Source organism: Nocardioides phosphati (assembly GCF_014646375.1).
Taxonomy (GTDB): Bacteria; Actinomycetota; Actinomycetes; order Propionibacteriales; family Nocardioidaceae; genus Nocardioides; species Nocardioides phosphati.
This window is the reverse complement of record NZ_BMNI01000003.1, coordinates 132739-159656: the sequence shown is the minus strand read 5'-3', so window position 1 is coordinate 159656 and position 26918 is coordinate 132739. Positions and strand designations below refer to the sequence as shown.

The 26918-nt window shown below is 70.9% G+C and carries 23 protein-coding genes; 6 read left to right on the top strand and 17 right to left on the bottom strand.

The window, feature by feature from the left end:
- Window positions 1–10: 10 nt before the first annotated feature.
- The 10 genes from IEX47_RS08030 to IEX47_RS07985 form a co-directional block, all read right to left on the bottom strand.
- A complete protein-coding gene (locus IEX47_RS08030; protein ID WP_188783482.1) occupies window positions 11–1381 on the bottom strand; it encodes an L-serine ammonia-lyase in 1371 nt (456 codons plus the stop codon).
- Window positions 1381–1998: a sarcosine oxidase subunit gamma gene (locus IEX47_RS08025; RefSeq protein ID WP_188783481.1), complete on the bottom strand. Its 618-nt coding sequence runs from the start codon at window positions 1996–1998 to the stop codon at window positions 1381–1383. The genes IEX47_RS08030 and IEX47_RS08025 overlap by 1 nt, the downstream gene beginning before the upstream one ends.
- Complete coding sequence (locus IEX47_RS08020; protein ID WP_188783480.1) at window positions 1991–4879, bottom strand: 2Fe-2S iron-sulfur cluster-binding protein; 2889 nt, start codon at window positions 4877–4879, stop codon at window positions 1991–1993. Before IEX47_RS08020 ends, IEX47_RS08025 begins: the two co-directional genes overlap by 8 nt.
- Window positions 4876–5187: a sarcosine oxidase subunit delta gene (locus IEX47_RS08015; protein ID WP_188783479.1), complete on the bottom strand. Its 312-nt coding sequence runs from the start codon at window positions 5185–5187 to the stop codon at window positions 4876–4878. Before IEX47_RS08015 ends, IEX47_RS08020 begins: the two co-directional genes overlap by 4 nt.
- A 29-nt stretch (window positions 5188–5216) precedes the next feature.
- Window positions 5217–6437, bottom strand: coding sequence for a sarcosine oxidase subunit beta family protein (locus tag IEX47_RS08010; RefSeq protein ID WP_188783478.1), 1221 nt, complete (start codon window positions 6435–6437; stop codon window positions 5217–5219).
- A 1-nt stretch (window position 6438) separates the two neighbouring features.
- On the bottom strand, window positions 6439–7776 hold the full coding sequence (glyA, locus tag IEX47_RS08005) for a serine hydroxymethyltransferase (RefSeq protein ID WP_188783477.1): 1338 nt from the start codon (window positions 7774–7776) through the stop codon (window positions 6439–6441).
- A 20-nt stretch (window positions 7777–7796) separates the two neighbouring features.
- Window positions 7797–9011 carry a formaldehyde dehydrogenase, glutathione-independent gene (fdhA, locus tag IEX47_RS08000; RefSeq protein ID WP_188783476.1) on the bottom strand — a complete coding sequence of 405 codons (1215 nt, stop codon included), beginning with the start codon at window positions 9009–9011 and terminating at the stop codon, window positions 7797–7799.
- Window positions 9012–9079: 68 nt separating this feature from the next.
- Window positions 9080–10225 carry an FAD-binding oxidoreductase gene (locus IEX47_RS07995; protein WP_188783475.1) on the bottom strand — a complete coding sequence of 382 codons (1146 nt, stop codon included), beginning with the start codon at window positions 10223–10225 and terminating at the stop codon, window positions 9080–9082.
- A 31-nt stretch (window positions 10226–10256) separates the two neighbouring features.
- On the bottom strand, window positions 10257–11576 hold the full coding sequence (locus IEX47_RS07990) for an aromatic ring-hydroxylating oxygenase subunit alpha (RefSeq protein WP_229662733.1): 1320 nt from the start codon (window positions 11574–11576) through the stop codon (window positions 10257–10259).
- A 48-nt stretch (window positions 11577–11624) separates the two neighbouring features.
- Window positions 11625–14072 carry a GcvT family protein gene (locus IEX47_RS07985; protein WP_188783474.1) on the bottom strand — a complete coding sequence of 816 codons (2448 nt, stop codon included), beginning with the start codon at window positions 14070–14072 and terminating at the stop codon, window positions 11625–11627.
- Between the two features lie 198 nt (window positions 14073–14270).
- Between IEX47_RS07985 and IEX47_RS07980 the strand changes: the two genes are divergently transcribed.
- On the top strand, window positions 14271–15044 hold the full coding sequence (locus IEX47_RS07980; RefSeq protein ID WP_188783473.1) for an MOSC domain-containing protein: 774 nt from the start codon (window positions 14271–14273) through the stop codon (window positions 15042–15044).
- A 47-nt stretch (window positions 15045–15091) separates the two neighbouring features.
- Here the strand turns inward: IEX47_RS07980 and IEX47_RS07975 are convergent, their stop codons facing one another.
- From IEX47_RS07975 to IEX47_RS07965, 3 genes are read right to left on the bottom strand one after another with little or no spacing between them, the layout of a single operon-like run.
- Window positions 15092–15712 carry a trimeric intracellular cation channel family protein gene (locus IEX47_RS07975; protein WP_188783732.1) on the bottom strand — a complete coding sequence of 207 codons (621 nt, stop codon included), beginning with the start codon at window positions 15710–15712 and terminating at the stop codon, window positions 15092–15094.
- The gene (locus IEX47_RS07970) at window positions 15712–16530 is read right to left on the bottom strand and encodes an NAD(P)-binding domain-containing protein (RefSeq protein ID WP_229662732.1); all 819 of its coding nucleotides are present in this window, start codon (window positions 16528–16530) and stop codon (window positions 15712–15714) included. The genes IEX47_RS07975 and IEX47_RS07970 overlap by 1 nt, the downstream gene beginning before the upstream one ends.
- Window position 16531: 1 nt before the next feature.
- A complete protein-coding gene (locus IEX47_RS07965) occupies window positions 16532–18841 on the bottom strand; it encodes an ATP-binding protein (RefSeq protein ID WP_188783472.1) in 2310 nt (769 codons plus the stop codon).
- A 173-nt stretch (window positions 18842–19014) separates the two neighbouring features.
- On the opposite strand from IEX47_RS07965, the gene IEX47_RS07960 reads away from it, so the two are divergent.
- Together IEX47_RS07960 and IEX47_RS07955 are read left to right on the top strand one after the other, a co-directional pair.
- A complete protein-coding gene (locus IEX47_RS07960; protein WP_188783471.1) occupies window positions 19015–19218 on the top strand; it encodes a hypothetical protein in 204 nt (67 codons plus the stop codon).
- 10 nt (window positions 19219–19228) lie between these two features.
- Window positions 19229–19999 (top strand): SGNH/GDSL hydrolase family protein, encoded by a 771-nt coding sequence (locus tag IEX47_RS07955; protein ID WP_188783470.1) that lies wholly within the window; start codon window positions 19229–19231, stop codon window positions 19997–19999.
- Window positions 20000–20033: 34 nt separating this feature from the next.
- On the opposite strand, the gene IEX47_RS07950 is transcribed toward IEX47_RS07955, so the two are convergent.
- The 4 genes from IEX47_RS07950 to IEX47_RS07935 are packed head-to-tail and all read right to left on the bottom strand — an operon-like array spanning window position 20034 to window position 24144.
- Entirely contained in the window at window positions 20034–21731 is a 1698-nt protein-coding gene (locus tag IEX47_RS07950; RefSeq protein WP_188783469.1) for a flavin monoamine oxidase family protein, read from the bottom strand.
- Window positions 21728–22531, bottom strand: a complete 804-nt coding sequence (locus IEX47_RS07945; RefSeq protein ID WP_188783468.1) for a carbon-nitrogen hydrolase family protein — start codon at window positions 22529–22531, stop codon at window positions 21728–21730. Before IEX47_RS07945 ends, IEX47_RS07950 begins: the two co-directional genes overlap by 4 nt.
- A 4-nt stretch (window positions 22532–22535) precedes the next feature.
- Window positions 22536–23537 (bottom strand): agmatinase, encoded by a 1002-nt coding sequence (gene speB / locus IEX47_RS07940; RefSeq protein ID WP_188783467.1) that lies wholly within the window; start codon window positions 23535–23537, stop codon window positions 22536–22538.
- A 25-nt stretch (window positions 23538–23562) separates the two neighbouring features.
- Window positions 23563–24144, bottom strand: coding sequence for a helix-turn-helix domain-containing protein (locus IEX47_RS07935; RefSeq protein WP_188783466.1), 582 nt, complete (start codon window positions 24142–24144; stop codon window positions 23563–23565).
- Window positions 24145–24311: 167 nt separating this feature from the next.
- On the opposite strand from IEX47_RS07935, the gene IEX47_RS07930 reads away from it, so the two are divergent.
- From IEX47_RS07930 to IEX47_RS07920, 3 genes are read left to right on the top strand one after another with little or no spacing between them, the layout of a single operon-like run.
- Complete coding sequence (locus IEX47_RS07930) at window positions 24312–25220, top strand: ABC transporter substrate-binding protein (RefSeq protein WP_188783465.1); 909 nt, start codon at window positions 24312–24314, stop codon at window positions 25218–25220.
- Complete coding sequence (locus tag IEX47_RS07925; RefSeq protein ID WP_188783464.1) at window positions 25220–26134, top strand: amino acid ABC transporter permease; 915 nt, start codon at window positions 25220–25222, stop codon at window positions 26132–26134. The genes IEX47_RS07930 and IEX47_RS07925 overlap by 1 nt, the downstream gene beginning before the upstream one ends.
- Entirely contained in the window at window positions 26131–26895 is a 765-nt protein-coding gene (locus IEX47_RS07920) for an amino acid ABC transporter ATP-binding protein (protein WP_444544079.1), read from the top strand. Before IEX47_RS07925 ends, IEX47_RS07920 begins: the two co-directional genes overlap by 4 nt.
- Window positions 26896–26918 lie beyond the last annotated feature (23 nt).

Below are 26918 nucleotides of genomic sequence, written 5' to 3'. Positions count from 1 at the left end.
CCCGCTCACGTCAGCACTCGATGACGTTGACGGCGAGACCGCCGCGGGCGGTCTCCTTGTACTTGTCCTTCATGTCTGCGCCGGTCTCGCGCATCGTCTTGATCGCCTTGTCCAGGCTGACCTTGTGGCTGCCGTTGCCGATGCAGCCGAGCCGCGCGGCGTTGATCGCCTTCATCGACGCGATCGCGTTGCGCTCGATGCACGGGATCTGCACGAGCCCGCCCACGGGGTCACAGGTGAGCCCGAGGTTGTGCTCGATGCCGATCTCGGCGGCGTTCTCGACCTGCGGCGGGCGCCCGCCCATGACCTCGGCCAGACCGCCGGCGGCCATGGAGCAGGCCGAGCCGACCTCGCCCTGGCAGCCGACCTCGGCGCCCGAGATCGAGGCGTTGATCTTGAACAGGATGCCGATCGCGGCGGCGGTCAGCAGGAACCGCACAATGCCGTCCTCGTCGGCGCCCGGCACGAACTTCACGTAGTAGTGCAGGACCGCCGGGATGATGCCGGCAGCGCCGTTGGTGGGCGCGGTGACGATGCGACCGCCGGAGGCGTTCTCCTCGTTGACCGCGAGCGCGTAGAGGTTGACCCAGTCGACGACGTGGAGCGGGTCGATCCGGTCGTTCTTCGACAGCTCGCGGTAGAGGCCCGGGGCACGCCGCGGCACCTTGAGGCCACCGGGCAGCACGCCCTCACGCTGGAAGCCGCGCTCGACGCACTCCTCCATCACGTGCCACAGGTGGAGCATGCCCGCGCGGATCTCCGACTCGCTGCGCCAGGCCTGCTCGTTGGCGAGCATGACGTCGCTGATCGACAGCCCTTCGCGCTCGCAGATCTCGAGCAGCTCGCCCCCGGTCGTGAAGGGGAACTTCACCGGTGTCTCGTCGAGCACGATCCGGTCCGCGCCCGTGGCCACCTCGTCGACGACGAAGCCGCCGCCGACGGAGTAGTAGGTGCGGAACTCGATCTGCTCGCCGCTCTCGTCGTACGCCGCGAACGTCATGCCGTTGGGGTGCGCCGGGAGGCTCTTGCGCCGGTGCATCAGCAGGTCGTCGTCGACCGCGAACGGGACCGGGTGCGTGCCGCCGAGCACCAGCTGGCCGGACGTGCGGATCTCGTCGATCCGCACCTCGGCACGGTCGGTGTCGACGGTCGCCGGGTCCTCGCCCTCGAGGCCGAGCACGACCGCCTTCGGCGAGCCGTGGCCGTGGCCCGTCGCGCCGAGCGAGCCGAAGAGCTCCGCCCGCACCCGGCGTACGTCGTCGAGGCGGCCGCTGGCGGCGAGCCCGTCGACGAAGAGCTTCGCGGCCCGCATCGGGCCGACGGTGTGCGACGACGACGGCCCGATGCCGACGGAGTACAGGTCGAACGCGGAGAGGGCCATCAGGCTCCCTCGGCCGCCACCGGAGCGAACTCCCGGACGGCGTCGAGCAGCCAGGCCGCGACGTACTGCGCGAGCGAGGCACGGGGCACGACGCGGAAGGCGTCGGCGTCGGTCCTCCAGACGATCACGGGGACGCGGGCCAGGCTGGTGACGATCGCCGTGCCGTCGGTGAAGACGCGCGGGTGCAGGTCGGCCGGGCAGCCCTTCTCGAGCACGCTGCGCGCGCCCGGGCCGGTGAGCTCGATGACCGTGCGGTTGGCGGAGAGGTCGAGGACCTGGGCCGGGGTGTCGCCGGCGGCAGCACGCAGCTGCTCGACCAGCTCGTCGGCGGGGGTCTCCGAGACCACGAGCCACTCGTCGGGGCCGAGCCAGAGCGCGGTGTGGCCACCGGCCTGGCTGGTCACGCCGACCTTGCGGGGCAGCGGCGCGCCGAGGGCCTCGTCGATGCCGCGGGCACCGGCGGAGTCCGGGGCGACCCGGACGCCGACCTGGGTGAGGAACGGCAGCTCGGCGAGCTGGACCGCCCGCTCACCCGTGACGCCTCCGTCGCGGATCTCGGTGGCCATGTCGTGCAGCGGGCTGCGGCGCAGCCCCTGCAGCGTGCTGAGGTCAGCCATCTCGCTTGGTCCCTTCGGGGTCGTAGAGAACGGGCGAGGTCACTTCGACCTCGACCAGGCGGTCGCCGACGGGCGCCAGGAGGATGTCGCCGATCCGCTCGCGGCCGCCCTTGATGAGCGCGAGTGCGAACGGGCGCTCGAGGGCCACCGAGTCGTAGCTCGAGGTCACGTGTCCGAGCATCGGCACGGGCCGCGGCGCGGTCGCGAGGTCGATGCCGGCCTCGATGACCTGGCTGCCCTCGGGCAGGCGGGTCGTGCGGTCGACGGGCAGCAGGCCCACCATGTGCTTGCGGTCCTCGCGGACGTTGTCCTCGCGGGTGTAGGAGCGCTTGCCGACGAAGTCCTTCGCCTTGGACACGATCCACTCCATGCCGGCGTCCTGCGGGGTGACCGTGCCGTCGGTGTCCTGACCGACGATCGGGTAGCCCTTCTCGGCACGCAGCACGTGCATCGTCTCGGTGCCGTACGGCGTGATGCCGAAGTCGGCGCCCGCCGCGACGACGTCCTCCCAGACCTGGCGGCCGTACCAGCCGGCCACGTTGATCTCGAAGGCGAGCTCGCCGGAGAACGAGATCCGGCAGACCCGGGCGGGGATGCCCGACGCCAGGGTCGTCTCCTGGAAGGTCATGAACCCGAACGCGTCGTTGGAGACGTCGAGGTCCGGAGCCATCCGCGCGATGACCTCGCGCGACTTCGGGCCGACGACGGCGACGGTGGACCACTGCTCGGTCACCGAGGTGCAGAGCACGTCGAGCTCGGGCCACTCGGTCTGCAGCCACTCCTCCAGCCAGTCGAGGACGCCGGCGGCGCCACCGGTGGTGGTGTGCATGTAGTAGGTGTCCTCGGACAGGCGCAGCGTGACGCCGTCGTCGAACATCATCCCGTCGGGCTTGCACATGACGCCGTAGCGGGCCGAACCGATCGCCAGCTTCTTGTAGGCGTTGGTGTAGATCCGGTTGAGGAACTCACCGGCGTCGGCGCCCTTGATCTCGATCTTGCCGAGCGTGGAGGCGTCCATCATGCCGACGCTGGTGCGGACCGCGCGGCACTCGCGCTCGACCGCGGCGTCGAGGTCCTCGCTGTCCTGCGGGAAGTACCAGGGGCGGAGCCACTGGCCCACGACCTCGAACTCGGCGCCGTGCTCGACGTGCCAGCCGTGGATCGGGGTGATCCGCTTCGGGTCGAAGAGCTCGCCGCGCTCGCGGCCGGCGAGGGCCGAGAAGAGCACCGGCGTGTACGGCGCGCGGTGGTTGCTGAAGCCGACCTCCGCCACGTCGAGGCCGAGCGCCGTGGCGATGACGCCACCCGCGTTGACGCCGGAGGTCTTGCCCTGGTCCTGCCCGGTGCCGATCGAGGTGTAGCGCTTCACGTGCTCGACGCTACGCATGCCGGCACCCGTCGCCCGCCACACATCGGCCACGGTCTGGTCACGATGCAGGTCGACGAAGTGGGTGTCCCACTCGCCCGGCTCGCCCTCGGCCGCGGGGACCAGCCAGAGGGTGCGGACGGCGCCGACCTCGGTGGCCGTGCCGGAGGCCGCCGGAGCGCTCGCTTCGACCGCGAAGCCGGCTGCGGTGGCAGCCGCCGCACCGGCGGCCGTGCCCTCGGCGAGGGCGTCGCCGAGGAGGAAGGTGCCGTTGTTGGCACCGACCACGGCCTGGTTCTTCACGCCCGCGTCGGGCACGAACGCGGCCAGCGCCGCGTCCCAGCGGGTCGTGCCCTGGCGCTGCGTGTGCAGGTGGACCAGCGGGGTCCATCCGCCGGAGACGGCGAGCACGTCGGCGTCGACCGTCTCGAGCGGGGTGACGGTGTCGCCCTCGCCCAGCGTCGCGGCGTGGACCCGCACGAGGCAGGCCGTCTCCGCGTCGCCCTCGGCGCGCTCGACCGTGGTGCCGGCGAGCACGCGGACGCCGTTGGCGGCGACCGCCTGCGCCCGGGCCGACAGCTCGGTACGGGCGTCGAGGACGGCAGCCACCTCGAGGCCGGCGGCGACGATGTCCTCGACCGTGTCGTAGGCGCTGTCGTTGGTCGTCGCGACGACGAACCGCTGGCCGGGGGTCACGGCGTACCGGTTGAGGTAGGTGCGGACCGCACCGGCGAGCATCACGCCGGGGACGTCGTTGCCGGCGAAGACGAGCGGGCGCTCGTAGGAGCCGTTGGCGAGGACGACCTGCGCGGCACGGACGTGCCAGACGCGCTGGCGGGAGACGCCGTCGGGCTGGGGCGCCGACGAGCCACCGGCGCGGTCCTCGACGGCGAGCACGTAGTTGTCGTCGTACGAGCCGAAGGCGGCCGTGCGGGTGAGCACGGTGACCTCGTCGGCAGCAGCGAGCTCGGCCGCGACGTCGGCGACCCATTGGAGGGCCGGCTTGCCCTCGACCTGCTCGGTGCGACCGGACAGCAGCGAGCCGCCGAGCTCGGACTGCTCGTCCATGACGATGACGCGGGCACCGGAGCGCGCCGCGGCCGCGGCGGCGGCGAGCCCCGAGGGGCCGGCGCCGATCACCAGGACGTCGGTGTGCACGAAGACCTTGTCGTACGTCGCGGCGTCGGGCTCGGGGTCGAGGACGCCGAGGCCGGAGAGCGTGCGGGCCTGGAGGCCGTCGGTGAGCGAGCGGATCGTCGCGGTGACCGACGGCTCCGAGTGCTCGCCGAGGATCTGGACCAGCGCGTTGGGCTCCTCGCCACCGGCGGCGAGGATGCCGCGCGGACGGTCGAGGTAGATCGAGTCACCGACGCGGACCTTGCCGTTGGCGATCAGCGCCGAGGCCAGGGTGTCACCGGGGTGACCGGTGAGCTCCTCGCCGTCGACGGTGAAGGTCAGCTCCGTCGCGCGGTCGATGCGGCCGCCCGTGGGCAGGCGGTGGGACTGGGTGCTCATGCCGTTGCTCCTGCAGAGTCAGCGACGAGGTCGCTGATCACGGGTCGGGGGTCGCTGTTCGTGTAGACCGCGAGCACCTCGTAGGTCCGGGTGTCACGTACGGCGTTGAACCACTTGCGGCAGCCGCCGGTGTGGACCCAGCGCTCCGCGAACGGGCCCTTGGGGTTGTCACGGAAGAAGAGGTACTCGGCCCACTCCTCGTCGGACAGCGCGCTCGGGTCCTCGGGGTAGGCGACGTGCGCCTGGCCGCCGTACTTGTACTCGGTCTCGTCCCGCAGTCCGCACCACGGGCACTCGATCTGCAACATGACAGGTGCTCTTTCGCTAGGTCTGGGGATCAGTGCGCGACGCCGGCAGCGCCGTGCTCGTCGATGAGGTGGCCGGTGGTGAAGCGCTCGAGGCCGAACGGCTTGTTCAGCTCGTGGGCCTCGCCGGTGGCCATCGTGTGGGCCATCGCCCAGCCGGCGGCGGGGGTGGCCTTGAAGCCACCCGTGCCCCAGCCGGCGTTGACGTAGAGGCCGTCGACCGGGGTGCCGCCGATGATCGGCGAGGCGTCCGGGCAGACGTCGACGATGCCGCCCCAGGTGCGCAGCAGGTGGGCCCGCCCGAAGATCGGGAAGAGCTCCAGCGCCGCCGCCATCTGGTGCTCGATCACGTGGAACGAGCCGCGCTGGCCGTAGCCGTTGTACTGGTCGACGCCGGCGCCCATGACCAGCTCGCCCTTGTGCGCCTGCGAGACGTAGACGTGGACGTAGTTGGACATCACGACCGTCGGGTGCACCGGCTCGTAGAGCTCGGAGACCAGGGCCTGCAGCGGGTGCGACTGCACCGGGAGCCGGAAGCCGGCCTTCTCGGCGAGCACGCTGGAGTGACCGGCCGCGACCATGCCGACGGTGTCGGAGAGGATCCGCCCGCGGGTGGTCTCGACGCCGGTGACCCGGTTGCCGTCCTTGACGAAGCCGGTGACCTCGCAGTTCTGGATGATGTCGACGCCCATCGCGTCACAGGCCCGGGCGAAGGCCCACGCCACGTGGTCGTGCTTGGCGATGCCGGCCCGCGGCTGGAACGTCGCACCCAGGACCGGGTAGCGCACGTCCTCGGAGATGTTGACGATCGGGCAGACCTTCTGCACCTCCTCGGGCGTCAGGAACTCCGCGTCGACACCGTTGAGGCGGTTGGCCTCCACCCGGCGTACGGAGTCACGGACGTCCTGCATCGAGTGCGCGAGGTTGAGCACGCCGCGCTGGCTGAAGAGGAAGTCGTAGTCGAGCTCCTCGGGGAGCTCCTCCCACAGCTTGAGCGCGTGCTCGTAGATCGCCGCGGACTCGTCCCAGAGGTAGTTCGACCGGATGATCGTGGTGTTGCGGGCCATGTTGCCGCCGGCCAGCCACCCCTTCTCCAGGATCGCGATGTTGGTCATGCCGTGGTTCTTGGCGAGGTAGTACGCCGTGGCCAGGCCGTGGCCGCCACCGCCGATGACGATCGCGTCGTACGACGACTTGGGGTCGGGGTCGCGCCACAGCCACTCGGGGTGCTCGCCCGGGAACGGGTTGCCCATCTCAGACCGCCGATCCGGCTGCTGCACCGATGCCGGCACCGATGCTGGTGGGCAGGTTGGCGTCGGCGTACAGCGGGAAGCGCTCGGCCAGCGCCTCGACGCGGTCGCGGAGCTTCTGGAGCTGCCCGGCCTCGCCGGAGCCGGCGAGGGTCTCGGCGATGACGTCGGCGACCTCGCCGAACGCCTCGGCGTCGAAGCCACGGGTGGCCAGCGCCGGGGTGCCGATGCGGACGCCGGAGGAGACCATCGGCGGGCGCGGGTCGAACGGGACCGCGTTGCGGTTGACCGTGATGCCGACCGCGTGGAGCCGGTCCTCGGCCTCCTGGCCGTTGATCTCCGCGTTGCGGAGGTCGACCAGGACGAGGTGCACGTCGGTGCCGCCGGAGAGGACGGTGATGCCGGCCTCGGCCACGTCGGCCTGCGCGAGGCGGCCGGCGATGATCTGGGCACCCTCGAGCGTGCGCTGCTGGCGCTCCTTGAACGCCGGCTCGAGCGCCATCTTGAAGGCGACGGCCTTGGCCGCGATCACGTGCTCGAGCGGACCACCCTGCTGGCCGGGGAAGACGGCCGAGTTGATCTTCTTGGCCAGCTCGGCCTTGCTGAGGATCACGCCGCCACGCGGACCGCCGAGGGTCTTGTGCGTGGTGGTGGTGACGACGTCGGCGTACGGCACGGGGCTCGGGTGGAGGCCGGTGGCGACCAGGCCGGCGAAGTGCGCCATGTCGACCATGAGGTAGGCGCCGACCTTGTCGGCGATCCGGCGGAACTCCGCGAAGTCGAGCTGGCGCGGGTACGCCGACCAGCCGGCGACGATCAGCTTCGGCTTGTGCTCGACGGCGAGGCGCTCGACCTCGGCCATGTCGACCCGGAAGTCCTCCGGCGAGACCTGGTAGGCCACGACGTTGTAGAGCTTGCCGGAGAAGTTGATCTTCATGCCGTGGGTCAGGTGACCGCCGTGCGCGAGGTCGAGGCCGAGGATCGTGTCGCCCGGGTTGATCAGCGCGAACATCGCGGCGGCGTTGGCCTGGGCGCCGGAGTGCGGCTGCACGTTGGCGGCCTCGGCACCGAAGAGCTCCTTGATCCGGTCGATCGCGAGCTGCTCGATCACGTCGACGTTCTCGCAGCCGCCGTAGTAGCGGCGGCCGGGGTAGCCCTCGGCGTACTTGTTGGTGAGGACGGAGCCCTGGGCCTGCATGACCGCGGTGGGAGCGAAGTTCTCCGAGGCGATCATCTCGAGCGTCGTCTGCTGGCGGACCAGCTCGCGCTCGATCTGCTCGGCGACCTCGGGGTCGAAGTCGGCGAGGCTCTGGTCGAGCACGGAGGTGGTGGAGGTAGTCATGAGGTCACTCATCTCGGAAGTCAGGCCCGGACCATGCCGTGCGGGTCGATGACGAACTTCTGCGCGGCGCCCTTGTCGAACGCGGCGTAGCCCTGGGCCGCCTCGTCGAGGCTGATCGTCGTGGCGTTGACCGCCTTCGCGATGTGCGCCTTGTCCGCGAGGATCAGGTTCATCAGCTGGCGGTTGTACTGCTTGACCGGGCACTGACCCGTGACGAGCGTGTGCGACTTCGCCCAGCCGAGGCCGAGGCGGACGCCGATCTGGCCGATCTTCGCGGCCTCGTCGACCGCGCCCGGGTCGCCGGTCACGTAGAGGCCGGGGATGCCGAGCGAGGCACCGGCACGCGCGATGCCCATGACGTCGTTGAGGACCGTGGCGGGCGCCTCGGCCGCGCCGGCACCGTGGCCACGGGCCTCGAAGCCGACGGCGTCGACGGCGGCGTCGACCTCGGGCTCACCGAGGAGGTCGGCCACGATGTCGGTGAGCGAGTCGCCCTTCGACAGGTCGGCGATGTCGCAGCCGAAGCTGGCGGCCTGGGCGAGGCGGTCGGCGTTCATGTCGCCGACGATCACGCGGGAGGCGCCGAGCAGCTGCGCGGAGTACGCCGCGGCGAGGCCGACCGGGCCGGCACCGGCGACGTACACGGTGGAGCCGGTGGTGACGCCGGCGGTGTAGGCGCCGTGGTAGCCGGTCGGGAAGATGTCCGACAGCATCGTCAGGTCGAGGATCTTCTCGAGGGCCGCGTCGCGGTCCGGGAACTTCAGCAGGTTGAAGTCGGCGAACGGGATCATCACGTACTCCGCCTGGCCGCCGAGCCAGCCGCCCATGTCGACGTAGCCGTACGCCGCGCCGGCGCGGGCCGGGTTCACGTTGAGGCAGATGCCGGTCTTGCCCTCGTTGCACATGCGGCAGCGGCCACAGGCGATGTTGAACGGCACCGAGCAGATGTCGCCGACCTTGTGGAAGAGGACGTCGTCGCCGATCTCGACGATCTCGCCGGTGATCTCGTGGCCGAGGGTCTGGCCGACGGGGGCCGTCGTACGACCGCGGACCATGTGCTGGTCGGAGCCGCAGATGTTGGTGGTGACCAGCTTGAGGATCACGGCGTGCGGGGCGGCCTGCTTGATGCCGAGCCCCTTGGCGACCTCGGCCGGGATCTCGAGCTTGGGGTACTCGGTGTTCTCGATCGCGACCTGACCAGGTCCCGCGTAGACGACGACTCGATTGTCAGCCATGGGGGTGACTCCGTTTCTTGCTTCGGTGGTGGCGCGCGGTGGCGTGGGGGGTGGGGAGCTGCGTGCGATCAGGCGTCGAGCGAGAGGTCGCTGAGCGGCTTGGAACAGCAGGCGAGGATCTTTCCGGCGGCGACCTCCTTGGGTCGGATGCCGCCGTTGTGGTTCATCTCGACCTCGCCGGAGAGCTTCGGGATCTTGCAGGTGCCGCACATGCCCTGGCTGCACGACGACGCGAGGCGTACGCCGGCGGCGAGGGCCGCGTCGAGCACGAACTGGTCGGCGCGGACGCTGACCGTCTTGCCGGTCTTGGTGAACTCCACGGCGTACGTCGTGACGCCGTCGTCGGCACCGGCCGGCGGCGTGGGGGCGGCGATCTCCTCGTAGGAGACGCCCTCCGGCGGCGGCACCGCGCCCGGCTTGGACGGGTCGTCGAAGCTGAAGCTCTCCTCGTGGTAGTTCGCGAGGTCGTAGTCGAGCTCGCCGAGGATCCGGCGGACCGCCTCCATGTAGGGCAGCGGGCCGCAGTTGAACGTCGTGCGCTCCAGGAAGTCGGGCACGATCGTGGAGAGCATCGTCGGGGAGATCCGGCCGCGCATGCCGCCCCAGCGCTCCGACGGGTAGTCGGCCTCGCAGATGTGCACGACGCGGAGGTTCGGCATGAGCGTCTCGATCGCGGCGAGCTCGCTGCGGAAGACGATGTCGCTCGGGGTGCGCGCGCTGTGGAGGAAGACCACGTCGGCGTCGGACCCGAGGTCGTAGAGCGTCCGCAGCATCGACATGAGCGGGGTGATCCCGCTGCCGGCGGAGAGGAAGAGGAGCTTCTCCGCCGGCTTGCGGGTGAGCGTGAAGGCACCCAGGGGCGCCAGCGCGTTGACCTTGCTGCCGGGCACGAGGTTGTCGTGGATCCAGTTGGAGACCGTGCCGCCGACGACCCGCTTCACCGTGATGGCGATGCGGTTCGGGCGGGTCGGCGGCGACGAGATCGTGTAGCAGCGGTTCACCGGGGTGCCGTCGATGTCGAGCATCAGGGTCAGGAACTGCCCCGCGTCGAACTCGAAGAGCTGCTCGCCCTCGGGCTCGAACACGAAGTTCTTGACGTCGTGGGTGACGTCGCTGACCGCGGTGCACACCAGCACGGCCTGGTCCTCCTCCGCCCAGCAGACCGCAGACTGCAGGGGCGGCACGAGGCTCTCGAGTGCCTGGGTGGACGACATTTCTCTACTCCCGATGATCAGGTCGTGGTGACTACTGGGCGCCGACGGCGTTGAGGTGGCCCAGGCGCTCGGCGCTCTCACGGTGCGGCGCGAGGTAGTCGTGCAGCCGGCCGACGTACCAGTTGATGAAGGCCTCGACGTCGTCCTCGATGAGCGCGTACGGACCGGGCACGTAGCTCGGGTCGGTGACGCCGCGCTGGCCCTTCTCGACGAGGACGCGGTCCTGGTCGTTCGTCGCCTTCCAGACGCTGGTGAGGCCCTCGATCGTGTAGTCCTCGCCCTCGACGGCGTCCGCGTTGACCAGCCAGGTCGTGCGGACCATCGTCTTGTCCGGGCCGAGCGGCAGGACGCTGAAGACGATGACGTGGTCGCTGAGGAAGTGGAACCACGAGTTCGGCTGCATGTGCAGCGAGAGGTCACCGAACTGCGGGGTGGGCGAGTCGCCGATCAGCTTCTTGCAGACCTGCGCACCGTCGATGCCGAACGACGCACCGTCGCCGTCGAGCGGGAGGCGCATGATCATGAAGCCCGTCTCGCGGGTGTCGAGCTCGTGGACCAGCTCGCGCGGGACGCCGGCGGTCTTGCAGACGTCGTCGAGGTCCGAGGTCGCCTTCAGGTAGCGCTCGTAGAGCGGCTGCAGGCGCGGGGTCACGTCGGACTCGTCGTAGCGCAGGAACGGGAAGTACGACGTGATCAGCTCGGGGTGCGAGGCGTCGCAGTGGTGGCACTCGCGGTTGTTCTCCATGACGAGCTTCCAGTTGCCGTTCTCCACCAGGTCGGTCTGGTGGGCGACCTTCGCCTCCGCGATCTTGTAGGAGCGCAGGTAGGGCTCGATGACCGCGGCGACCTCGTCGAAGTCGGCCGGCGGCTCGTCGGCCAGGCAGATGAAGATCAGGCCGCCAACGGTGCGGACGTGGACCTGCTTCAGGTTGAACTTCGACTTGTCGAACGACGGCGACTGGCTCTCGGCGTACATGAGCTCGCCGTCGGCGCGGTAGGTCCACTGGTGGTAGGGGCACACGATGTTGCCGACCGAGCCGCAGGGGTCCTCGAGGAGCCGCGAGCCGCGGTGGCGGCAGACGTTGCGCAGCGCGCGGACCGTGCCGTCGTCGTCGCGCACCACGATGATCGACTGGGTGCCGATCTCGACGGTGACGAAGTCACCCTCGTCGGGGATCTCCGCCTCGCTGGCGACGAAGAGCCAGTGCTCCCCGAAGATCGCCAACATGTCGAGGTCGAAGACCTCCTGGCTGGCGTAGAAGGCGGACTCGAGGCTGTAGCCCACCTCGCGGCGCTCGACCATGGCGGCGATCTCGGCCATGTTGGCCGCAGGAGCGGTCTTGAAACTCACGGGGAACCTCCGGATGAAGAAGTGGTGGAAGAGAGAAGACGGGGGTGGTCAGCCGCGGAGGCGGGTCATCTTCGGGTCGAAGAGCGGCTCCGCCGTGACGACGGCCTTGACCCGCTTGTCGAAGTAGCCGATCTCGACCTCGGTGCCGACCTCGGCCACCTCGAGTGGCAGCCAGGCGTAGGCGATGCCCTTCTCGATCGTGTAGCCGTACGCCGCGGAGGTGACGTAGCCGACCGTCGTGCCGTCGGCGAAGACGGGCTCCTTGCCGAGGACGACGTCCTGGGTGCTGTCGATGGTCAGGCAGGCGAGGGTCTTCGTCTGGTTGGCCTTGCGCTCGACCAGCGCGTCGCGGCCGATGAAGTCACCCTTGTCGAGCTTCACCGCGAAGCCGAGGCCGGCCTCGTAGGGGTCGTGCTCGTTGGTCATGTCGCCACCGAAGGAGCGGTAGCCCTTCTCCAGGCGGAGGCTGTTGAAGGCGCCACGACCGGCGGCGATGATGCCGTGCTCCTGGCCGGCCTCCCAGATCGTGTCCCAGAGGCGCTGGCCCAGGTCGGCGGTCGTGTAGATCTCCCAGCCGAGCTCGCCGACGTACGACAGGCGCCAGGCGGTGACCGGGACGTTGCCGATGGTCAGCTTCTTGGCCTGGAAGTACTTCAGGCCGTCGTTGGTCATGTCGGCGTCGGTGATCGTGGCGAGCACCTCGCGGGCCTTCGGGCCCCACAGGCCGATGCAGCAGGTGCCCGGCGTGATGTCGGTGATCTGGACCGTGCCGTCCTCGGGGAGGTGCCGCTCGAACCAGTCGATGTCGAGCTCGCCGTTGGCGCCGACCTGGTAATGGTCCTTCGCCAGGCGGGCGACGGTGATGTCGGAGCGGATGCCGCCGTCGACGTCGAGGAGGAGCGTGTAGACGACCGCGCCGACCTTCTTGTCGACGTCGTTGGTGCAGAGCTTCTGGAGGAAGTCGACCGCGCCGGGGCCGGTGACGTTGATCCGCTTGAGGGCGGTCATGTCGTACATCGCGACGCCGTCGCGGGTCGCCTTCGCCTCGGCACCGACGATCGGGTTCCAGTACTTCGCGGCCCAGGCGTTGGGCGTGGGGATGTCGTAGCGCTCGAGCAGGCCGGCGTTCGCGGCGTACCAGTGCGGGCGCTCCCAGCCGTTGGCCGGGAGGAAGAAGGCGTCGAGCTCCTGCTCGCGGGAGAAGAACGGCGAGAGCCGGACGTTGCGCGGGGAGTCCATCGGCTGCAGCGGGTGCAGGATGTCGTAGACCTCGACGAAGTTCTGGCAGTCGCGCTCGAGCACGTAGTCGGGGGCGAGCTGGTACTGCTCGAAGCGGTTGACGTCGCACTCGTGGATGTCCCACGACTCGCAGTAGCCCTTGGCGATCCACTCGGCGACGGCGCGGCCGACACCGGCGGAGTGGGTGACCCACACGGCCTCGGCGACCCAGAAGCCCTTGACCTCGCGGGACTCCCCGAGCAGCGGCATGCCGTCGGTGGTGAAGGAGAAGAGGCCGTTGATGCCCTCCTCGACCTTGGTGTCCGCGGTCGAGGGCAGCAGGCGCTGGGTCTCGGCCCAGGCCGGCTCGAAGTCCTCGGGGGTGAACTCCAGGACCGACGGCATGTTGCCGGTCCTGTCGGCCTCCTCCATCGAGCGGATGTCGAACGCCGAGAGCGGCATCGGCCTGTGGTGGTAGTAGCCGATGCCCTGGCCCTCGTAGCGGTCGCGGTAGTAGAGGCCGGAGTCCTGGTGGCGCAGGATCGGGCGGACCGCCTCCTGCGTCTGGCCCTTCTGGGCGGGGACGTCGCCGGTCCAGGCGAGCTGGTGGCCGAGCGGCGTGAGGGGGAGGTCGAGGCCGACGAGCGAGGCGACCTTCGGGCCCCAGATGCCGGCGCAGGAGACGACGATGTCGGCGGGGAACTCGCCCTGGTTGGTGACGACGGCGGTGACCTGGCCGTCGACGACGGTGATGTCGGTGACCTCGTGGCGGCCGTGGAAGACGACGCCGCGGGCCTTGGCGCGCTCGATCTGCGCGTCGACCGCCCAGACCGCCTTGGCCAGGCCGTCGGTCGGGCACCAGAGGCCGCCGAGGATCGTGGCGGGGTCGACGAGGTCGTGCAGCTCGACGCAGCGGTCGACGTCGACGACCTCGGCCTCGACGCCCCACGAGGTGAGCCAGCCGTGGCGGCGGTGGAGCTCGGCGAGCCGCTCCGGCGTGGTGGCGACCTCGAGGCCACCGACCTGCAGGAAGCAGGACTGGCCCTCGTGCTGCAGGTCGACGAACTTCTCGACGGTGTACGTCGCGAGCTCGCTGAGCACCTTGCTGCCGCTCGCCTGGAAGACGAGACCCGGAGCGTGGGAGGTCGAGCCACCCGTCGCGGGGAGGTCGCCCTGGTCGAGGACCGTGATGTCCGTCCAGCCGAGTGCGGAGAGCTCGTCGGCGAGCGCGGCGCCCACCACTCCCGCCCCGATGATGACGGTCCGACGTCCGACCATGTTTCGAGCCTCCTGTTGCGTAATCTGCACTGCATTGCGTTAAAAGCAACAATGCAGGTGTGACGTAGATGACGTCAAGAGGGTTGCCAGGAAATTCCTCGTTACGCCGCCGAGGCGGCGTGACGTCGCCTCCGGGCCCATCGAGGCGGCACATCTGGTGCACCGAGGCGGCAGAAGTGGTGTGCGTAGGCTTCGGACGTGCCCTACCGCGTCACGCGCCTCTCGATCACCCCGGTCAAGGGCCTGCAGCTCCACCACCCCACGTCGATCGAGATCACGCCGCGCGGCGTGCCGGGCGACCGGCAGTTCCTCCTCGTCGACGCGGCCGGCACGCTGCAGAGCTGCACGCACCACCAGGCCCTCCTCCCCCTCCGCGCGGCGTACGACGCAGCGCAGCGCCGCCTCTCCGTCAGCCGGTCGGGCGAGGTGCTGCTGAGCGGTGAGGTCGAGGACGGCGCCCCGGTCGACATCGACCTCCACGGCCTCCGCACCGGCCGGGCCTCCCACGTGGGCCACGACTGGGACGACCTCTTCTCCACCGTCCTCGGCAAACCGGTGCGGCTCCTGCGCGCCCACGCCCCGGCGTACGACGTGTGCCCTGCGACGCTGGTCGGCTCGGCGTCCGTCGCCGAGCTGGCGCGGCGGGCCGGACTGGAGGCGGTCGATGCCCGGCGGTTCCGGATGCTGGTCGAGTTCGCGGGCGGCGAGCCGCACGAGGAGGACACCTGGCAGGACCGGGAGATCGCGATGGGCAGCGCCGTCCTGCGAGGGGGCGGGCTGGTCAAGCGCTGCGCCGCGACGACCCGCAACCCCGACTCCGGCGCGGTCGACCTGCAGACGCTGCGGCAGATCATCGGCTACCGCGGCCGGCAGGAGACGGTGCTCGGGCCGGGCCCGGCGTTCGGGGTCTACGCCGACGTCGTCGAGGCCGGGACGATCTCCGTCGACGACGTGCTGACGCTCGGCTCCTGACCCGGACGTGCCGCCTCGGCACTCCAGATGTGCCGCTTCGGGGCGTGTTACTCGGGGCGGGGCGAGACCAGGACGGGACTGGGGGCGGTCCAGCCGCGCCAGATCGTGAGGAGGCGGAACCCGGTGGTGACGGTGACGCCGGTCAGCACGACCGCGACCGTCGGAGCCTCCAGCCGCATGACGGCGACCGTGAGCGCGGCGCCGGCGAGGGCGGTCGTCGCGTAGAGCTGCGTGCCGGCGCGGAGCAGCTCCGGCACCTGCCGGGTCAGGACGTCACGCAGCACGCCACCACCGACGCCCGTCATCACGCCGAGCATCGTGGCGGGCACCGGACCGAGCCCGTGCTCGGTCGCCTTCACGGCACCGGCGACGGTGAAGAGGCCCAGCCCGAAGGCGTCGACGATGTTGATCGCCCGCTCCAGGCGGCCGATCGCGGGGTGGAACCAGAAGGTCAGCAGCCCGCCCACCAGCGGCGCGCAGAGATAGCGCCAGTCGGAGAGCAACGGCGACGGCAGCGCACCGATGAGCACGTCGCGCATCATCCCGCCGCCGATGCCGGAGACCGTGCCGAGCACCGCGACGCCGACGATGTCCATGCCCATGCGGACCGCGGTCAGCCCGCCCGCCACGCCGAAGACGAAGATCGCGAGCAGGTCGAGGGCCATCATCACGAGCGCGAGTCAACCACGGCGTCGGCGTCGTCCGCGCCGGTCGCCCGCAGCCGCGCGAGGACGCGGTCGAGGGCCGGTCCGTAGTGGTCGTAGGCGCCCGCAGCGGAGAGCTCGGCGTGCACCTGCTCGTTGAGGCCCTCGGGGGTCATGCCGGCGATGAGCTCCTGGAGCGCGCGGGGGCTCCGCTCGACCTCCGAGGCGAGGCTCGCGTAGTAGCCCCCGACGAAGTGACGTGCCGCGCCCGCCGGCACTCCCTGCTCGCCGAGCCACGAGGTCACGGCGTCCTGCACGGCGTAGAAGCTCGCCATCGTCGCCGTCGCGGCGAAGAGCGGCTCGAAGTGCGCCTCGTCGTCGACGGCCACGGCGCCACCCAGCGCGTCGAAGACTCGCGTCGTCAGCGCGTCGCCCGGGTGCACCACCGTCACGCCCTCGCCGAACTCCACCGCAGGCAGGGGTACGGCGCGCGCGAGGCTGCCGGCGGGCCCGGTCAGCTCCGCGAGTACGCCGAGCGGCGTGCCGGGCACGAACGTGATGACGTGGTGCCGCGGCGCGAACTCCAGCGCGCCCACCACCTCGCGCACGATCTGCTGGACGACCGCGACGCAGATGACGTCGGCGCCGTCGAGCACCTCCTGGTTGCTGGCGCAGACCCGCACACGGTCGTCGAGCGTGGCGAGCTCAGCAGCGATCGTGGCGTTGCGCGGCGACAGCAGCAGCGCACCGACGCGCAGGTCCGAGCGGAGCAGGCCCCGCACCATCGCGGCCGTGATCGCCCCGGTGCCGATGAACCCGAGCCGCAGTCCGTCGAGACCCATGTCAGGACCGTCCTTCTGCGAGGTGCTGCTCGGCCACCCACGCCGCGACCTGCGTGCGACTGGTGAAGCCCAGCTTGGTGAGGATGTGCTCGACGTGGCCCTCGGCGGTGCGGGTCGAGATGACGAGGGCGTCCGCGATCTCGCGGTTGGTCAGGCCCTGGTGGATCAGCTCGGCGATCTGCCGCTCGCGGCGGGTCAGCACCGGCTTCGGCACGGCCGCGACGGGCGGCGCGGCCCGCTCCCCCAGGCAGAGCGCGATCGCCGCCGCCTGGTCGAGGGCCCGTCCGCGCGCGTGCGCCTCGTCGTACCGCACGTCGCCGAGCTGCGCCCGTGCGGTCGCCTCCGCCTCACGGTGCCGTACGGCGAAGCCGGGCAGCGCGTCGATCGCCGCACCGACCCGCTCCCACTCGTTCTGCGTGGCGCCCATGAGGACGACCGCGCGCTCCGGGTCACCGTGGGCGAGCGTCCAGGCCATCGCCTCCATCACCGACCCGATGCCGATGCGCTCCGCCATCGCGCGCTCGAGCCGCAGGCACTGCGCGAGCATCCGCTGGCCGGCGGCGGTGTCGCCGCGCATCCACTCGGCGATGCCCGCGGCCCAGAGCGACCAGGAGCGCACCCAGCCCTCGCCGACGGGCTCGGTGAGGGCGAGGCACGAGCGGTGGAACTCCAGCGCCCGGTCGGGCTGGTCGCGCAGCACCGCCGTGATGACCAGCAGCATCCGGCAGTGCGCGGCCTCGGCCAGCTCGCCGGTCCGGGTGAAGCGACGGTCGGCCTCGACCAGCAGGCGCTCGGACTCCTCGAGCTGGCCCGCGTACTGCGCGACGAGACCGGCGGCCTGCACGAGGAGCGTCTGCAGCTCCCCGTAGCCCGGCCCGGCGAGCTCCTCGGCCTCCGCCAGGAGTGCCGTCGCCGCGGGGAGGTCGCCCTGGATCGTCGCCCAGGCGGTCGCCGCCCGGAGCGCGCGCACCCGTGCGTCGACGTCGTCCGACGCGACCGCGAGCAGGTGCTCGGCCCAGCGGCGGCCCTGCCGGAAGAGACCGAGGATGTGGACGTACTCGAGGAGGTGGCCGCAGGCACGCAGCCCCGCGGCGGTCGCCTGGGGATCGGCCACGCACTGCTCGAGCGCCTCGGTGATGTTGCCCAGCTCGCGGCGTACGCGGTCGATCCAGCCGAGCTGGTCCGCGCCCAGCCAGGCGGCGTGGGCCCGGGCGACCAGGTCGAGGTGGAAGTCGCGGTGCCGCTGGCGTACGGCGGTCGCCTCGCCGATCCGCTCGAGCTCGGCGAGCCCGCGCTGGCGCAGCGGCGGCAGCATCCGGAAGCGGGTGGTGGCGCCCTCGCGGGTGGCGGTCAGCACCGACTTGTCGACCAGGGAGGCCAGCGTCTCGAGCAGCGGCTCGGCCTCATCCGGTGCCGCGCAGACCACACGGACGGCGTCATGCTCGAACCCGTCGACGAAGACGGCCACTCGCGCCCACAGCCGGCGTTCGGCGGGGGTGCAGAGGTCGAAGCTCCACTCGATGCAGGCGGCCATCGTGCTCTGCCGGTGTGGCGCCGTACGCCGGCCGCGGCTGAGCAGCTCCCAGCGGTCGGTCAGCCCCTGCTCCAGCTCGTACGCCGAGAGCGTGGTCAGGCGCGCGGCCGCGAGCTCGAGCGCCAGGGGGATCCCCTCGAGCTTCCGGCAGATCGCAGCGACCGCCGCCCGGTTCTCGTTGTTCAACGTGAAACCAGGGGCACTCGCCCGGGCGCGGTCGAGGAAGAGCTGGACCGCCTCGGACTCCTGCAGGCCGGCGCCTGCGCCACCCGGGAGGCTCAGCGGCGTCACCGCATGGGCCACCTCGCCCTCGACCCGCAGCGGCTCGCGGCTGGTGGCGAGGATCCGGACCGTCGGGCACGAGCGGAGCACCGTCTCGGCCAGCACGGCCGCCGCGTCGACGACGTGCTCGCAGTTGTCGAGGACCAGGAGCATCGTCCTCTCGCGCAGGTAGTCGACGATCGCCGCGGGGCTCGACGCGGGCGACCGCCCGGTCAGGCCGAGAGAGGCCGCGACCTGGTCGGGGACCTCCTCGGCGACCTCGAGCGCACCGAGCGGCACGAAGCAGACGCCGTCGGGATGGACCCGCCGCAGCTCCGCGGCCATCCGCATCGCCAAACGGGTCTTGCCGATGCCGCCGAAACCGGTGAGCGTGACCAGGCGGTACTCGCTGAGGAGCTCGCGCACGGTGCTGCGCTCGAAGCGCCTGCCGACGAACGAGGTCACCTCGGCCGGCAGCTGCCCTGCCGGGTCAGGCACGGCGAGAGCCTCGGTCATCTGCTCCTCCAGCACGTCGTCCCCGAACGAGGCCAACCTAGCGCGCCCCTACGCACTACGTGGTGCCCCGAAACAGGTACCGACCTACGTAGTCCTCCCGTCGCCCCCGGGGCGGGATCGTCCTTGACTGGAAGCACCCCGCAAGCAGGACCCAGAGAGGAAGCACCGCAGCCATGAACACCACCACCATCGACACCGGCACCGCCACCCGGCTGCGCTCGCTGCTCCTGCAGATGGCGCGCGACGAGGACGCCCTCGCCTGCGACGAGAACGCGGCGACGCCCTACTGGGAGCCGACCCCCCTGTCCGTCATCAGCCACCGCGGCGCCGCCCACGTGCTCCGCGCCCAGGCCGACCAGCTGCTCGCGGCGATCTGAGGCGATCACCGTGAGCGCCGACTACGTCCGCATCGCCGCCCTCGGCGACTCGGCCTCCTGCGGCGTCGGCGACCCGACACCGGCCGGCTGGCGCGGATGGGCGCAGCTGCTCGCCGACGCGATCGGACGCGAGCACCACGTCTCCTTCTGCAAGCTCGCCGTCCCCGGCGCGACCGTCGCCGACGTACGCCGGGAGCAGCTCGCCGAGGCGCTCGCACACCGCCCGCACGTGGCCTCGCTCGTCGTCGGCCTGAACGACGCGATGCGCTCCTCGTGGGACCCGGACCGCCTCCGCGAGGACCTCCTGCACTGCGCGTCCGAGCTCGCCCGCCAGGGCACGCTGCTGATCACCGTGCAGTTCCACGACCACACCCGTGTGCTCGGGCTGCCCGAGGTCCTCGCCCGTCCGATGCGCGCGCGGATCCGCGTGCTCAACCAGATCTACGCCGAGATCCACGAGCGGTACGGCGTGCTGCAGCTCGACCTGACCGCCGACGCGACGATGCAGGACCGGGTCTTCTGGTCTTTCGACCGCCTGCACCCCTCCGAGCTCGGCCACCGTGTGCTGGCGTGGAAGGTCGGCTCGCTGCTCAACGCCGAGGGCCTGCGGTTCCCGCTTCCCTCCCTGGTCTGCACGAGCGCCCCGGCCACGCGCCGCGACCGCGCCCGGACCCTGGTCGCCGACGTCGCGCCGTGGCTCGGCCGCCGGGTCCGCGACCTCGCGCCGTGGGCAGCGCGCGAGACCGCACGGCGTACACGCGGCGTGCTGCACGCCGCCTGACGCCAGCTGCCCCCACGGCCCCACGGCCAGGCCCTCAGTCCTCCAGGACCACCGGCTTGATCGCGTCGAAGACGTCGCCCGGGCCCGGGTTCTCCGGAGCAGTCGCACCACCGAACTGGTGCATGACGCCCCAGACCGCGTTGAGCGCCGTGGTCACCGCGCCCTCCGCCCAGCCGGCCGTCCACGACACGTCGTCGCCGGCGAGGAAGAGGCCGCGGAACGACGGCGCGAGCCGGTCCTGCATGAAGTGCGTGTAGAGCCGCTCCTGGTAGCGGTAGTGGCCGGGCAGGTTCGCCTTGAAGGCGCCCATGAACGCCTTCTCCTGCTCCCACGAGATCGTCACCGGCGTGGCGATGATGTGCGAGCGGATGTCGACGCCCGGGTAGATCTGCGCGAGCGAGTTGAGCATGATGTCGGCGCGCGCCTGCGCGTCGAGCGGCAGCAGCTTCAGCGAGTCGTCGGACCACGTGTAGCTCAGGCAGATCAGGCCCGGCTTCCCCTCGCCCTGGTCGAGCAGGTAGGTGCCGCGGCTCATCCGGTCGGTGAGCGTCATGCTCATGACCTCGCGGCCCGTCTCCGGGTCGATGTCCTTCCAGAACGGCCGGTCGACGAGGACGAAGACCTTGCTCGAGCCCATGTAGTGCGTGCGCTCGATCGCGGTCCAGTGGTCGATCGGCAGCAGCCGCTCGTCGGCCCGGATCGTGTTGAGCAGCATCCACGACTGCGCGGTGTAGATGACCGCGTCGAAGGTGTCGATGCGCCCGTCGGCGTCGTGGAGTGTGAACCGGTCGGGCTCGGTACGCCGGATCTCGGTCACCGCGGGCCGCGGAACGCCGCCCTCGTGCAGCGACTGCACGGACGTGCCCGCCGGCCAGTGCGCCGCGCCGTCGACGGGGAGCGACCAGAGCCGCTCCGGCAGCTGCTGCGAGCCACCGACGATGCCGCGATGGTGGTCGTCGGCCGCGGTCACGACGACGCGGAGGATCTCGAGGATCGAGTTCGGGTAGTCGGTGTCCCAGCCGCCGGTGCCGAAGCCGACCTGGCCGAAGATCTCGCGCAGGCGGAAGCTCCGGAACGCCTTGCTCCGCGCGAGGAAGCCGTAGAAGGTCTCGTCGTCGAAGCGCTCGACCAGGCCGTTCCAGATCTCCTTGACCTTCGCGGCGTCACGCGCGCGGATGGCGTCCTGGAGCGGCCCGAGCTCGGCGTACTCCTCGAGGGTCTGGCTCCACGCCTCGGCGACCTCGGTGTAGACCGGCGGCAGGTCCTCGAGCGTCCGGGCGTAGTGGGTCTCGCCCTTGAGGTCGACCACGGTGCTCGGCGTCGCCTCGCAGAGCGGGTTGGGGAACGCCTCGGTGGCCAGCCCCATCTCGTCGAGGTAGTGGAAGAGCGTGGTCGACGACGGAGGGAAGCGCATCGAGCCCATCTCGGCGACGACACCCTGCGCGTCGGGGTGGTCGTCGAAGGTGACCGAGCGCATCCGGCCGCCGATGCGGTCGGCCTCGTAGACGACGGGCTCGAAGCCCATCCGCAGCAGCTCGCGGGCGGCGAGCATGCCGGACAGGCCGCCGCCGACGATCGCGACGCGGGTGCCGTGCGCGCCCTGCGGGATCGAGCCGATGCCGGCCGGGTGCGCGACGTAGTCGTCGTAGGCGAAGGGGAAGTCGGGGCCGAACATCGTGATCGGCTTGGTGACGCCTTCGGTGGTGGCGTTGGTGGGGACGGCCGAGGTCATCGGGCGTGCTCCTCATCTGTGACAGGGGCGCCGTCGACCAGGGAGGCGTAGAGCTCCGGGCGACGGTCACCGAGGTGGGTGTTGTCGGCGCGCGAGGACGCGAGCCGGGCCGGATCGATCTCGGCCAGCAACAGCTCGTCACCGGAGCCTGCACGGGCGAGGTCGGCACCGTCGGGGCCGACCACACAGCTCTCTCCGCAGTAGGTGAGGTCGCCCTCGGACCCGCTGCGGTTGGCGTACGCGACGTACACCTGGTTCTCGTAGGCGCGCGCGGGCACGAGCGTGCGCGCGACGACCTCATAGGGGCGCATCAGCGCGGTGGGCACGGCGACGAGGTCCGCGCCGGCGAGCGCCAGCGTGCGCACCGCCTCGGGGAACTCGACGTCGTAGCAGATCAGGATGCCGACCCGGAGCCCGTCGAGCTCGGTGAGCGTCGCGAGCGACTCCCCCGGTGCGTACGTCGAGGTGTCGAGGTCGCCGAAGAGATGGCACTTGCGATGCAGGGCGAGCACCGAGCCGTCCACGTCGACGAGGGCAGCGCTGTTGAGGACCCGGTCTCCGTCGCGCTCGGGGAAGCCGTAGAGGATCGCGAGGCCGGCATCGGTCGCGATCGCGGCGATCGCCTGGCGCCAGGGGCCGTCGACCGGCTGGGCGGCCTCGGCGATGCCCGGGACCGCATAGCCGCTCGTGAAGGCCTCGGGAACGACCAGCAGCCGCGCCCCGGCGGCTGCCGCCTCGAGGGCGCGCTCCCGCAGCCTGTCGAGGCCGCCCGACCCGGTCTGCCACACGGCGATCTTCATCGGATCAGCGACCCTGCAGCGCCATCAGCGAGACGAGCTCGTAGGCGACGTGGGAGGCGGCGACCGCGGTGATGTCCGCGTGGTCGTACGCCGGGGCGACCTCGACGACGTCGGCTCCGACGATGTTGGTGCCGGCCAGTCCGCGGAGGATGCCGAGCAGCTCGCGGCTGGTCATGCCGCCGGCCTCGGGGGTGCCGGTGCCGGGCGCGTGCGCCGGGTCGAGGCAGTCGATGTCGATGGAGATGTAGAGGGGGCGGTCGCCGATGCGCTCGCGCAGGGCCTGGACGACGGCGGGGACGCCCTCGTTCATGACGTCCATCGCGGTGGTGATGCCGAAGCCCATGCGGGCGTCGTCGGTGAGGTCGTCCTTGGAGTAGAGCGGGCCGCGGATACCGGCGTGGGCCAGCGCCTCGGTGTCGAGGAGGTCCTCCTCGAAGGCCCGGCGGAACGGCGTGCCGTGGGTGTAGTCGGCGCCGAAGTAGGTGTCCCAGGTGTCGAGGTGCGCGTCGAAGTGGAGCAGCGCGACGGGACCGTGGCGGCGCTTCATCTCGCGCAGCAGCGGCAGGGCGATCGTGTGGTCGCCACCGATCGTGACGATCTTCGAGCCGGCGTCGAGGAGGGTGGAGGCACCTTCCTGCACGGCGTCGAGCGCCTCGGGGATGTTGTAGGGGTTGCACGCGATGTCACCGGCGTCGGCCACCTGCACCGCGGCGAACGGCGAGACGTCGAGCCCGGGGTGGTAGGGCCGCAGCAGCCGGCTGGCCTCGCGGATCTGGGCCGGCGCGAAGCGGGCACCCGGGCGGTAGGAGACGCCGCTGTCGAAGGGCACGCCCATGACCGCGATGTCCGCGCGGCCGACGTCCTCCAGCCGCGGCAGCCGCGCGAACGTCGCGATGCCGGCGAAGCGCGGGGTCTTCGAGGAGTCGACGGGCCCGATCGGGGTGCTGACGGGCGCGTCGACGCGGGCGCCGGCCGGGGTGGTGGGGGCGGTGGCGTTCTCGGTCATGGGGTTCTCCGGTTCGGTTCGCGGTTCAGCCGCGCGAGGGAAGCGCCGGCGAGAAGACCCAGAGGACCTGGGTGGTGCCCTTCTCGAGGGCGCTGCGGAAGGTGTGCTGGGCATGGGGGGCGAAGGTCAGCGCGTCGCCCTGCTCGAGGACGGTCTCGGTCTCGCCGAGGGTCACCGCGAGGCGCCCGGAGACCACGAAGACGAACTCGACGTCGGCCGGCAGGCTGTAGGGCTCCTCGCCACTGCCGCCGCCAGGCTCGATCTCGCTGAGGATCGCCTGCAGGCGCTGCTCGCCGCGCGGGGTGAGCAGGAACTCGTTCATCCCGACGCCGCCGAAGTTGATCGCCGGGTAGGCACCCCGTCGTACGACGTCACCGGCGGGGGCGTCGAAGAGCTCGCCCACGGAGATCTGCAGCGTCTCGCAGATCCGCATCAGCGAGGCGACCGAGGCGGTCGCCTGGTCGCGCTCGATCTTGGAGAGGAAGCCCTTGGTGATGCCGGCCGACTCGGCGACCTCCGCGAGCGTCATCCGGCGGGCCTGGCGCACGGCCTTGAGCTGCTGGCCGAGCTGTGCGCCGTCGGACTGACCTGCTGCGGCTGCCGTCATGGCTGGGCTCCTTCGGTGGGTGTGGCGGGTCGCGGAACGTGACCGGGGCCACGTCGCTCTCCCTCATGAAACACCATCACCTCGTCATGAAACAAGGGTTGACATCAAGGAAACCACGGGTGATGCTCGGGTGACCCAGACCACACCACTCCCCGAGGTGAACCCGCATGACCCCGATCGCACGCCCCGCCGCCTGGCTCGCTGCCGCGGCCGCCACCTGCTCGCTCGTCGCCGCCTGCGGGGGTGGCACCGACGCTCCGAAGTCGGAGAGCTCCATCGCGGTGCAGAAGAAGGACGCCGCGCTCAGCGCGAAGCTCCCCGCCGACATCCGCAAGGCCGGCGTGATCAAGGTCGGCACCGAGGCGCAGTACCCGCCGTTCGAGTCGCTCGCCGACGACAACAAGACGATCGTCGGCCTCGACCCCGACCTCGCTGCGGCCGTCGGCCAGGTGCTCGGCGTCAAGCTGGTCTACACGAACATGGCGTTCGACGGCCTGCTCCCGGCCCTCGACTCCGGCCGCTTCGACCTGGTCCAGGCCGCCGTCACCGACACCAAGGCCCGGGAGAAGCAGTACGACTTCGTCGACTACTTCATGACCGGCCAGGCGATCGTGGTCAAGAAGGGCAACCCCGACAAGATCGCCGGCGTCGACGACCTCTGTGGCCGGTCCGTCGCGGTGCTCAAGGGCTCGACCCAGCTGAAGATGCTCGAGGGCTTCAACACGAAGGAGTGCGCCGACAAGAGCATCATGGTCACCGCGCTCCCGACCGACAAGGACGCGCTGCTCCAGGTCCAGACCGGCCGCGCCGACGCGACGTTCACGCAGGACGCCGTCGGCGCCTACAACGTCAAGAACATCGGCGGCGGCAACCAGTTCGAGATCGCCAACTCCGAGGCGCTCCTGCCCACCCCGGTCGGCATGGTCTTCGACAAGCAGGACAGCCAGCTGCGCGACGTGCTCAGCGCCGCCATCGCCGAGGTCATCAAGAGCGGCGCCTACGAGCAGATCCTCGCGAAGTACGAGCTGGACGGCGGCGCCGTCGACGCCCCGGCCCTCAACGGTGCGGTCGACTGATGGCCACGACGACACCCGCGGCGCGTACGTCGACAGCACCCGCGCCGATCAAGGCGGTCCCGATCCGCCACTACGGCCAGTGGGCCTCGGCCGCGGTCGTCCTGCTGCTCGCCGGCGGCCTGCTCTACTCGGTGGCCGCCAACGACAACATCCAGTGGTCCGTCGTCGGTGACTACATGTTCCGCCCCGAGATCTTCCACGGCATCGGCATCACCCTGGCCCTGACCGTGCTCTCCATGGTCCTCGGCGTGATCGGCGGCGTCCTGCTGGCCGTCATGCGCCTCTCCGGCAACCCCGTCCTGCGCGCGGTCAGCGGCGGCTACCTCTGGATCTTCCGCGGCACCCCGGTCCTGGTCCAGATCGTCATCTGGTTCAACCTCGCCCTCGTCTTCCCGCGGCTCGGCGTCGGCTCGTTCAGCGTCGACACCAACCACGTGATCAGCCCGTTCGGGGCGGCGCTGCTCGCGCTCGCGCTCAACGAGGCGGCGTACATGGCCGAGATCGTGCGCGGCGGCATCCTCTCCGTCGACCAGGGCCAGACCGAGGCGGCGCACGCGCTGGGCTACAGCGGCGCGAAGACGATGCGGCTGATCGTCCTGCCGCAGGCGATGCGCGTGATCGTGCCGCCGACCGGCAACGAGGTCGTCACCATGCTGAAGACCACCGCGCTCGTCTATGCGATCGGCGCCGCCGACCTCTTCACCGAGGCCTACAACTTCGGCAGCAAGAACTTCACGCTCTTCGAGATGTACCTCGTCGCCAGCTTCTGGTACCTCGTGATGACCACGGTCCTCTCGACGCTCCAGAGCCGACTGGAGAAGAAGTACGCCAAGGGCAGCCACGCCGTCACCACCCGCACGGGCGGCATCACCCGTCTCTTCTTCCTGCGCAACGCACAAGGAGGCGTCGCATGAGCGCCGTCATGGTCAAGGCCGAGAACGTCCACAAGTCCTTCGGCCACGTCGAGGTCCTCAAGGGCATCGACCTCGAGGTGAAGAACGGCGAGGTCTTCTGCCTGCTGGGTCCGTCGGGCTCCGGCAAGTCGACGTTCCTGCGCTGCATCAACCACCTCGAGCAGGTCAGCGCCGGCCGGCTCTCGGTCGACGGCGCGCTGATCGGCTACCGCGAGGTGGGCGACAAGCTGCACGAGATGAAGCCGAAGGAGATCGCCGCCCAGCGCCGCGACATCGGCATGGTCTTCCAGCGGTTCAACCTCTTCCCGCACCTGACGGCGCTGGAGAACGTCATGCAGGCGCCCGTCAAGATCCGCGGTGTCGGCAAGGCGGAGGCGCGCGAGCAGGCCCTCAGGCTGCTCGACCGCGTGGGCCTGGCCGAGCGCGTGGACAACTACCCCGGCCAGCTCTCGGGTGGCCAGCAGCAGCGCGTCGCGATCGCCCGCGCGCTGGCGATGAAGCCGAAGCTGATGCTCTTCGACGAGCCCACCTCCGCGCTCGACCCCGAGCTGGTCGGCGAGGTCCTCGACGTCATGAAGGACCTGGCCAGGGAGGGCATGACGATGATCGTGGTCACCCACGAGATCGGCTTCGCCCGCGAGGTCGCCGACACGGTCGTCTTCATGGACGGCGGCGTGGTCGTGGAGGCCGGCTCGCCCGCCGAGGTCATCGACGCACCGCAGCACGACCGCACGAAGTCCTTCCTCTCCAAGGTGCTCTGAGCCCCGCTCCCCGAAAGGGACCC

Bases quoted from the DNA above. Each gene is read 5' to 3' on its own strand.
- IEX47_RS08030 (WP_188783482.1), bottom strand. From the start codon at position 1,381: ATGGCCCTCTCCGCGTTCGACCTGTACTCCGTCGGCATCGGGCCGTCG.
- IEX47_RS08025 (WP_188783481.1), bottom strand. From the start codon at position 1,998: ATGGCTGACCTCAGCACGCTGCAGGGGCTGCGCCGCAGCCCGCTGCAC.
- IEX47_RS08020 (WP_188783480.1), bottom strand. From the start codon at position 4,879: ATGAGCACCCAGTCCCACCGCCTGCCCACGGGCGGCCGCATCGACCGC.
- IEX47_RS08015 (WP_188783479.1), bottom strand. From the start codon at position 5,187: ATGTTGCAGATCGAGTGCCCGTGGTGCGGACTGCGGGACGAGACCGAG.
- IEX47_RS08010 (WP_188783478.1), bottom strand. From the start codon at position 6,437: ATGGGCAACCCGTTCCCGGGCGAGCACCCCGAGTGGCTGTGGCGCGAC.
- glyA (WP_188783477.1), bottom strand. From the start codon at position 7,776: ATGACTACCTCCACCACCTCCGTGCTCGACCAGAGCCTCGCCGACTTC.
- fdhA (WP_188783476.1), bottom strand. From the start codon at position 9,011: ATGGCTGACAATCGAGTCGTCGTCTACGCGGGACCTGGTCAGGTCGCG.
- IEX47_RS07995 (WP_188783475.1), bottom strand. From the start codon at position 10,225: ATGTCGTCCACCCAGGCACTCGAGAGCCTCGTGCCGCCCCTGCAGTCT.
- IEX47_RS07985 (WP_188783474.1), bottom strand. From the start codon at position 14,072: ATGGTCGGACGTCGGACCGTCATCATCGGGGCGGGAGTGGTGGGCGCC.
- IEX47_RS07975 (WP_188783732.1), bottom strand. From the start codon at position 15,712: ATGATGGCCCTCGACCTGCTCGCGATCTTCGTCTTCGGCGTGGCGGGC.
- IEX47_RS07970 (WP_229662732.1), bottom strand. From the start codon at position 16,530: ATGGGTCTCGACGGACTGCGGCTCGGGTTCATCGGCACCGGGGCGATC.
- IEX47_RS07965 (WP_188783472.1), bottom strand. From the start codon at position 18,841: ATGACCGAGGCTCTCGCCGTGCCTGACCCGGCAGGGCAGCTGCCGGCC.
- IEX47_RS07960 (WP_188783471.1), top strand. From the start codon at position 19,015: ATGAACACCACCACCATCGACACCGGCACCGCCACCCGGCTGCGCTCG.
- IEX47_RS07950 (WP_188783469.1), bottom strand. From the start codon at position 21,731: ATGACCTCGGCCGTCCCCACCAACGCCACCACCGAAGGCGTCACCAAG.
- IEX47_RS07945 (WP_188783468.1), bottom strand. From the start codon at position 22,531: ATGAAGATCGCCGTGTGGCAGACCGGGTCGGGCGGCCTCGACAGGCTG.
- speB (WP_188783467.1), bottom strand. From the start codon at position 23,537: ATGACCGAGAACGCCACCGCCCCCACCACCCCGGCCGGCGCCCGCGTC.
- IEX47_RS07935 (WP_188783466.1), bottom strand. From the start codon at position 24,144: ATGACGGCAGCCGCAGCAGGTCAGTCCGACGGCGCACAGCTCGGCCAG.
- IEX47_RS07930 (WP_188783465.1), top strand. From the start codon at position 24,312: ATGACCCCGATCGCACGCCCCGCCGCCTGGCTCGCTGCCGCGGCCGCC.
- IEX47_RS07925 (WP_188783464.1), top strand. From the start codon at position 25,220: ATGGCCACGACGACACCCGCGGCGCGTACGTCGACAGCACCCGCGCCG.
- IEX47_RS07920 (WP_444544079.1), top strand. From the start codon at position 26,131: ATGAGCGCCGTCATGGTCAAGGCCGAGAACGTCCACAAGTCCTTCGGC.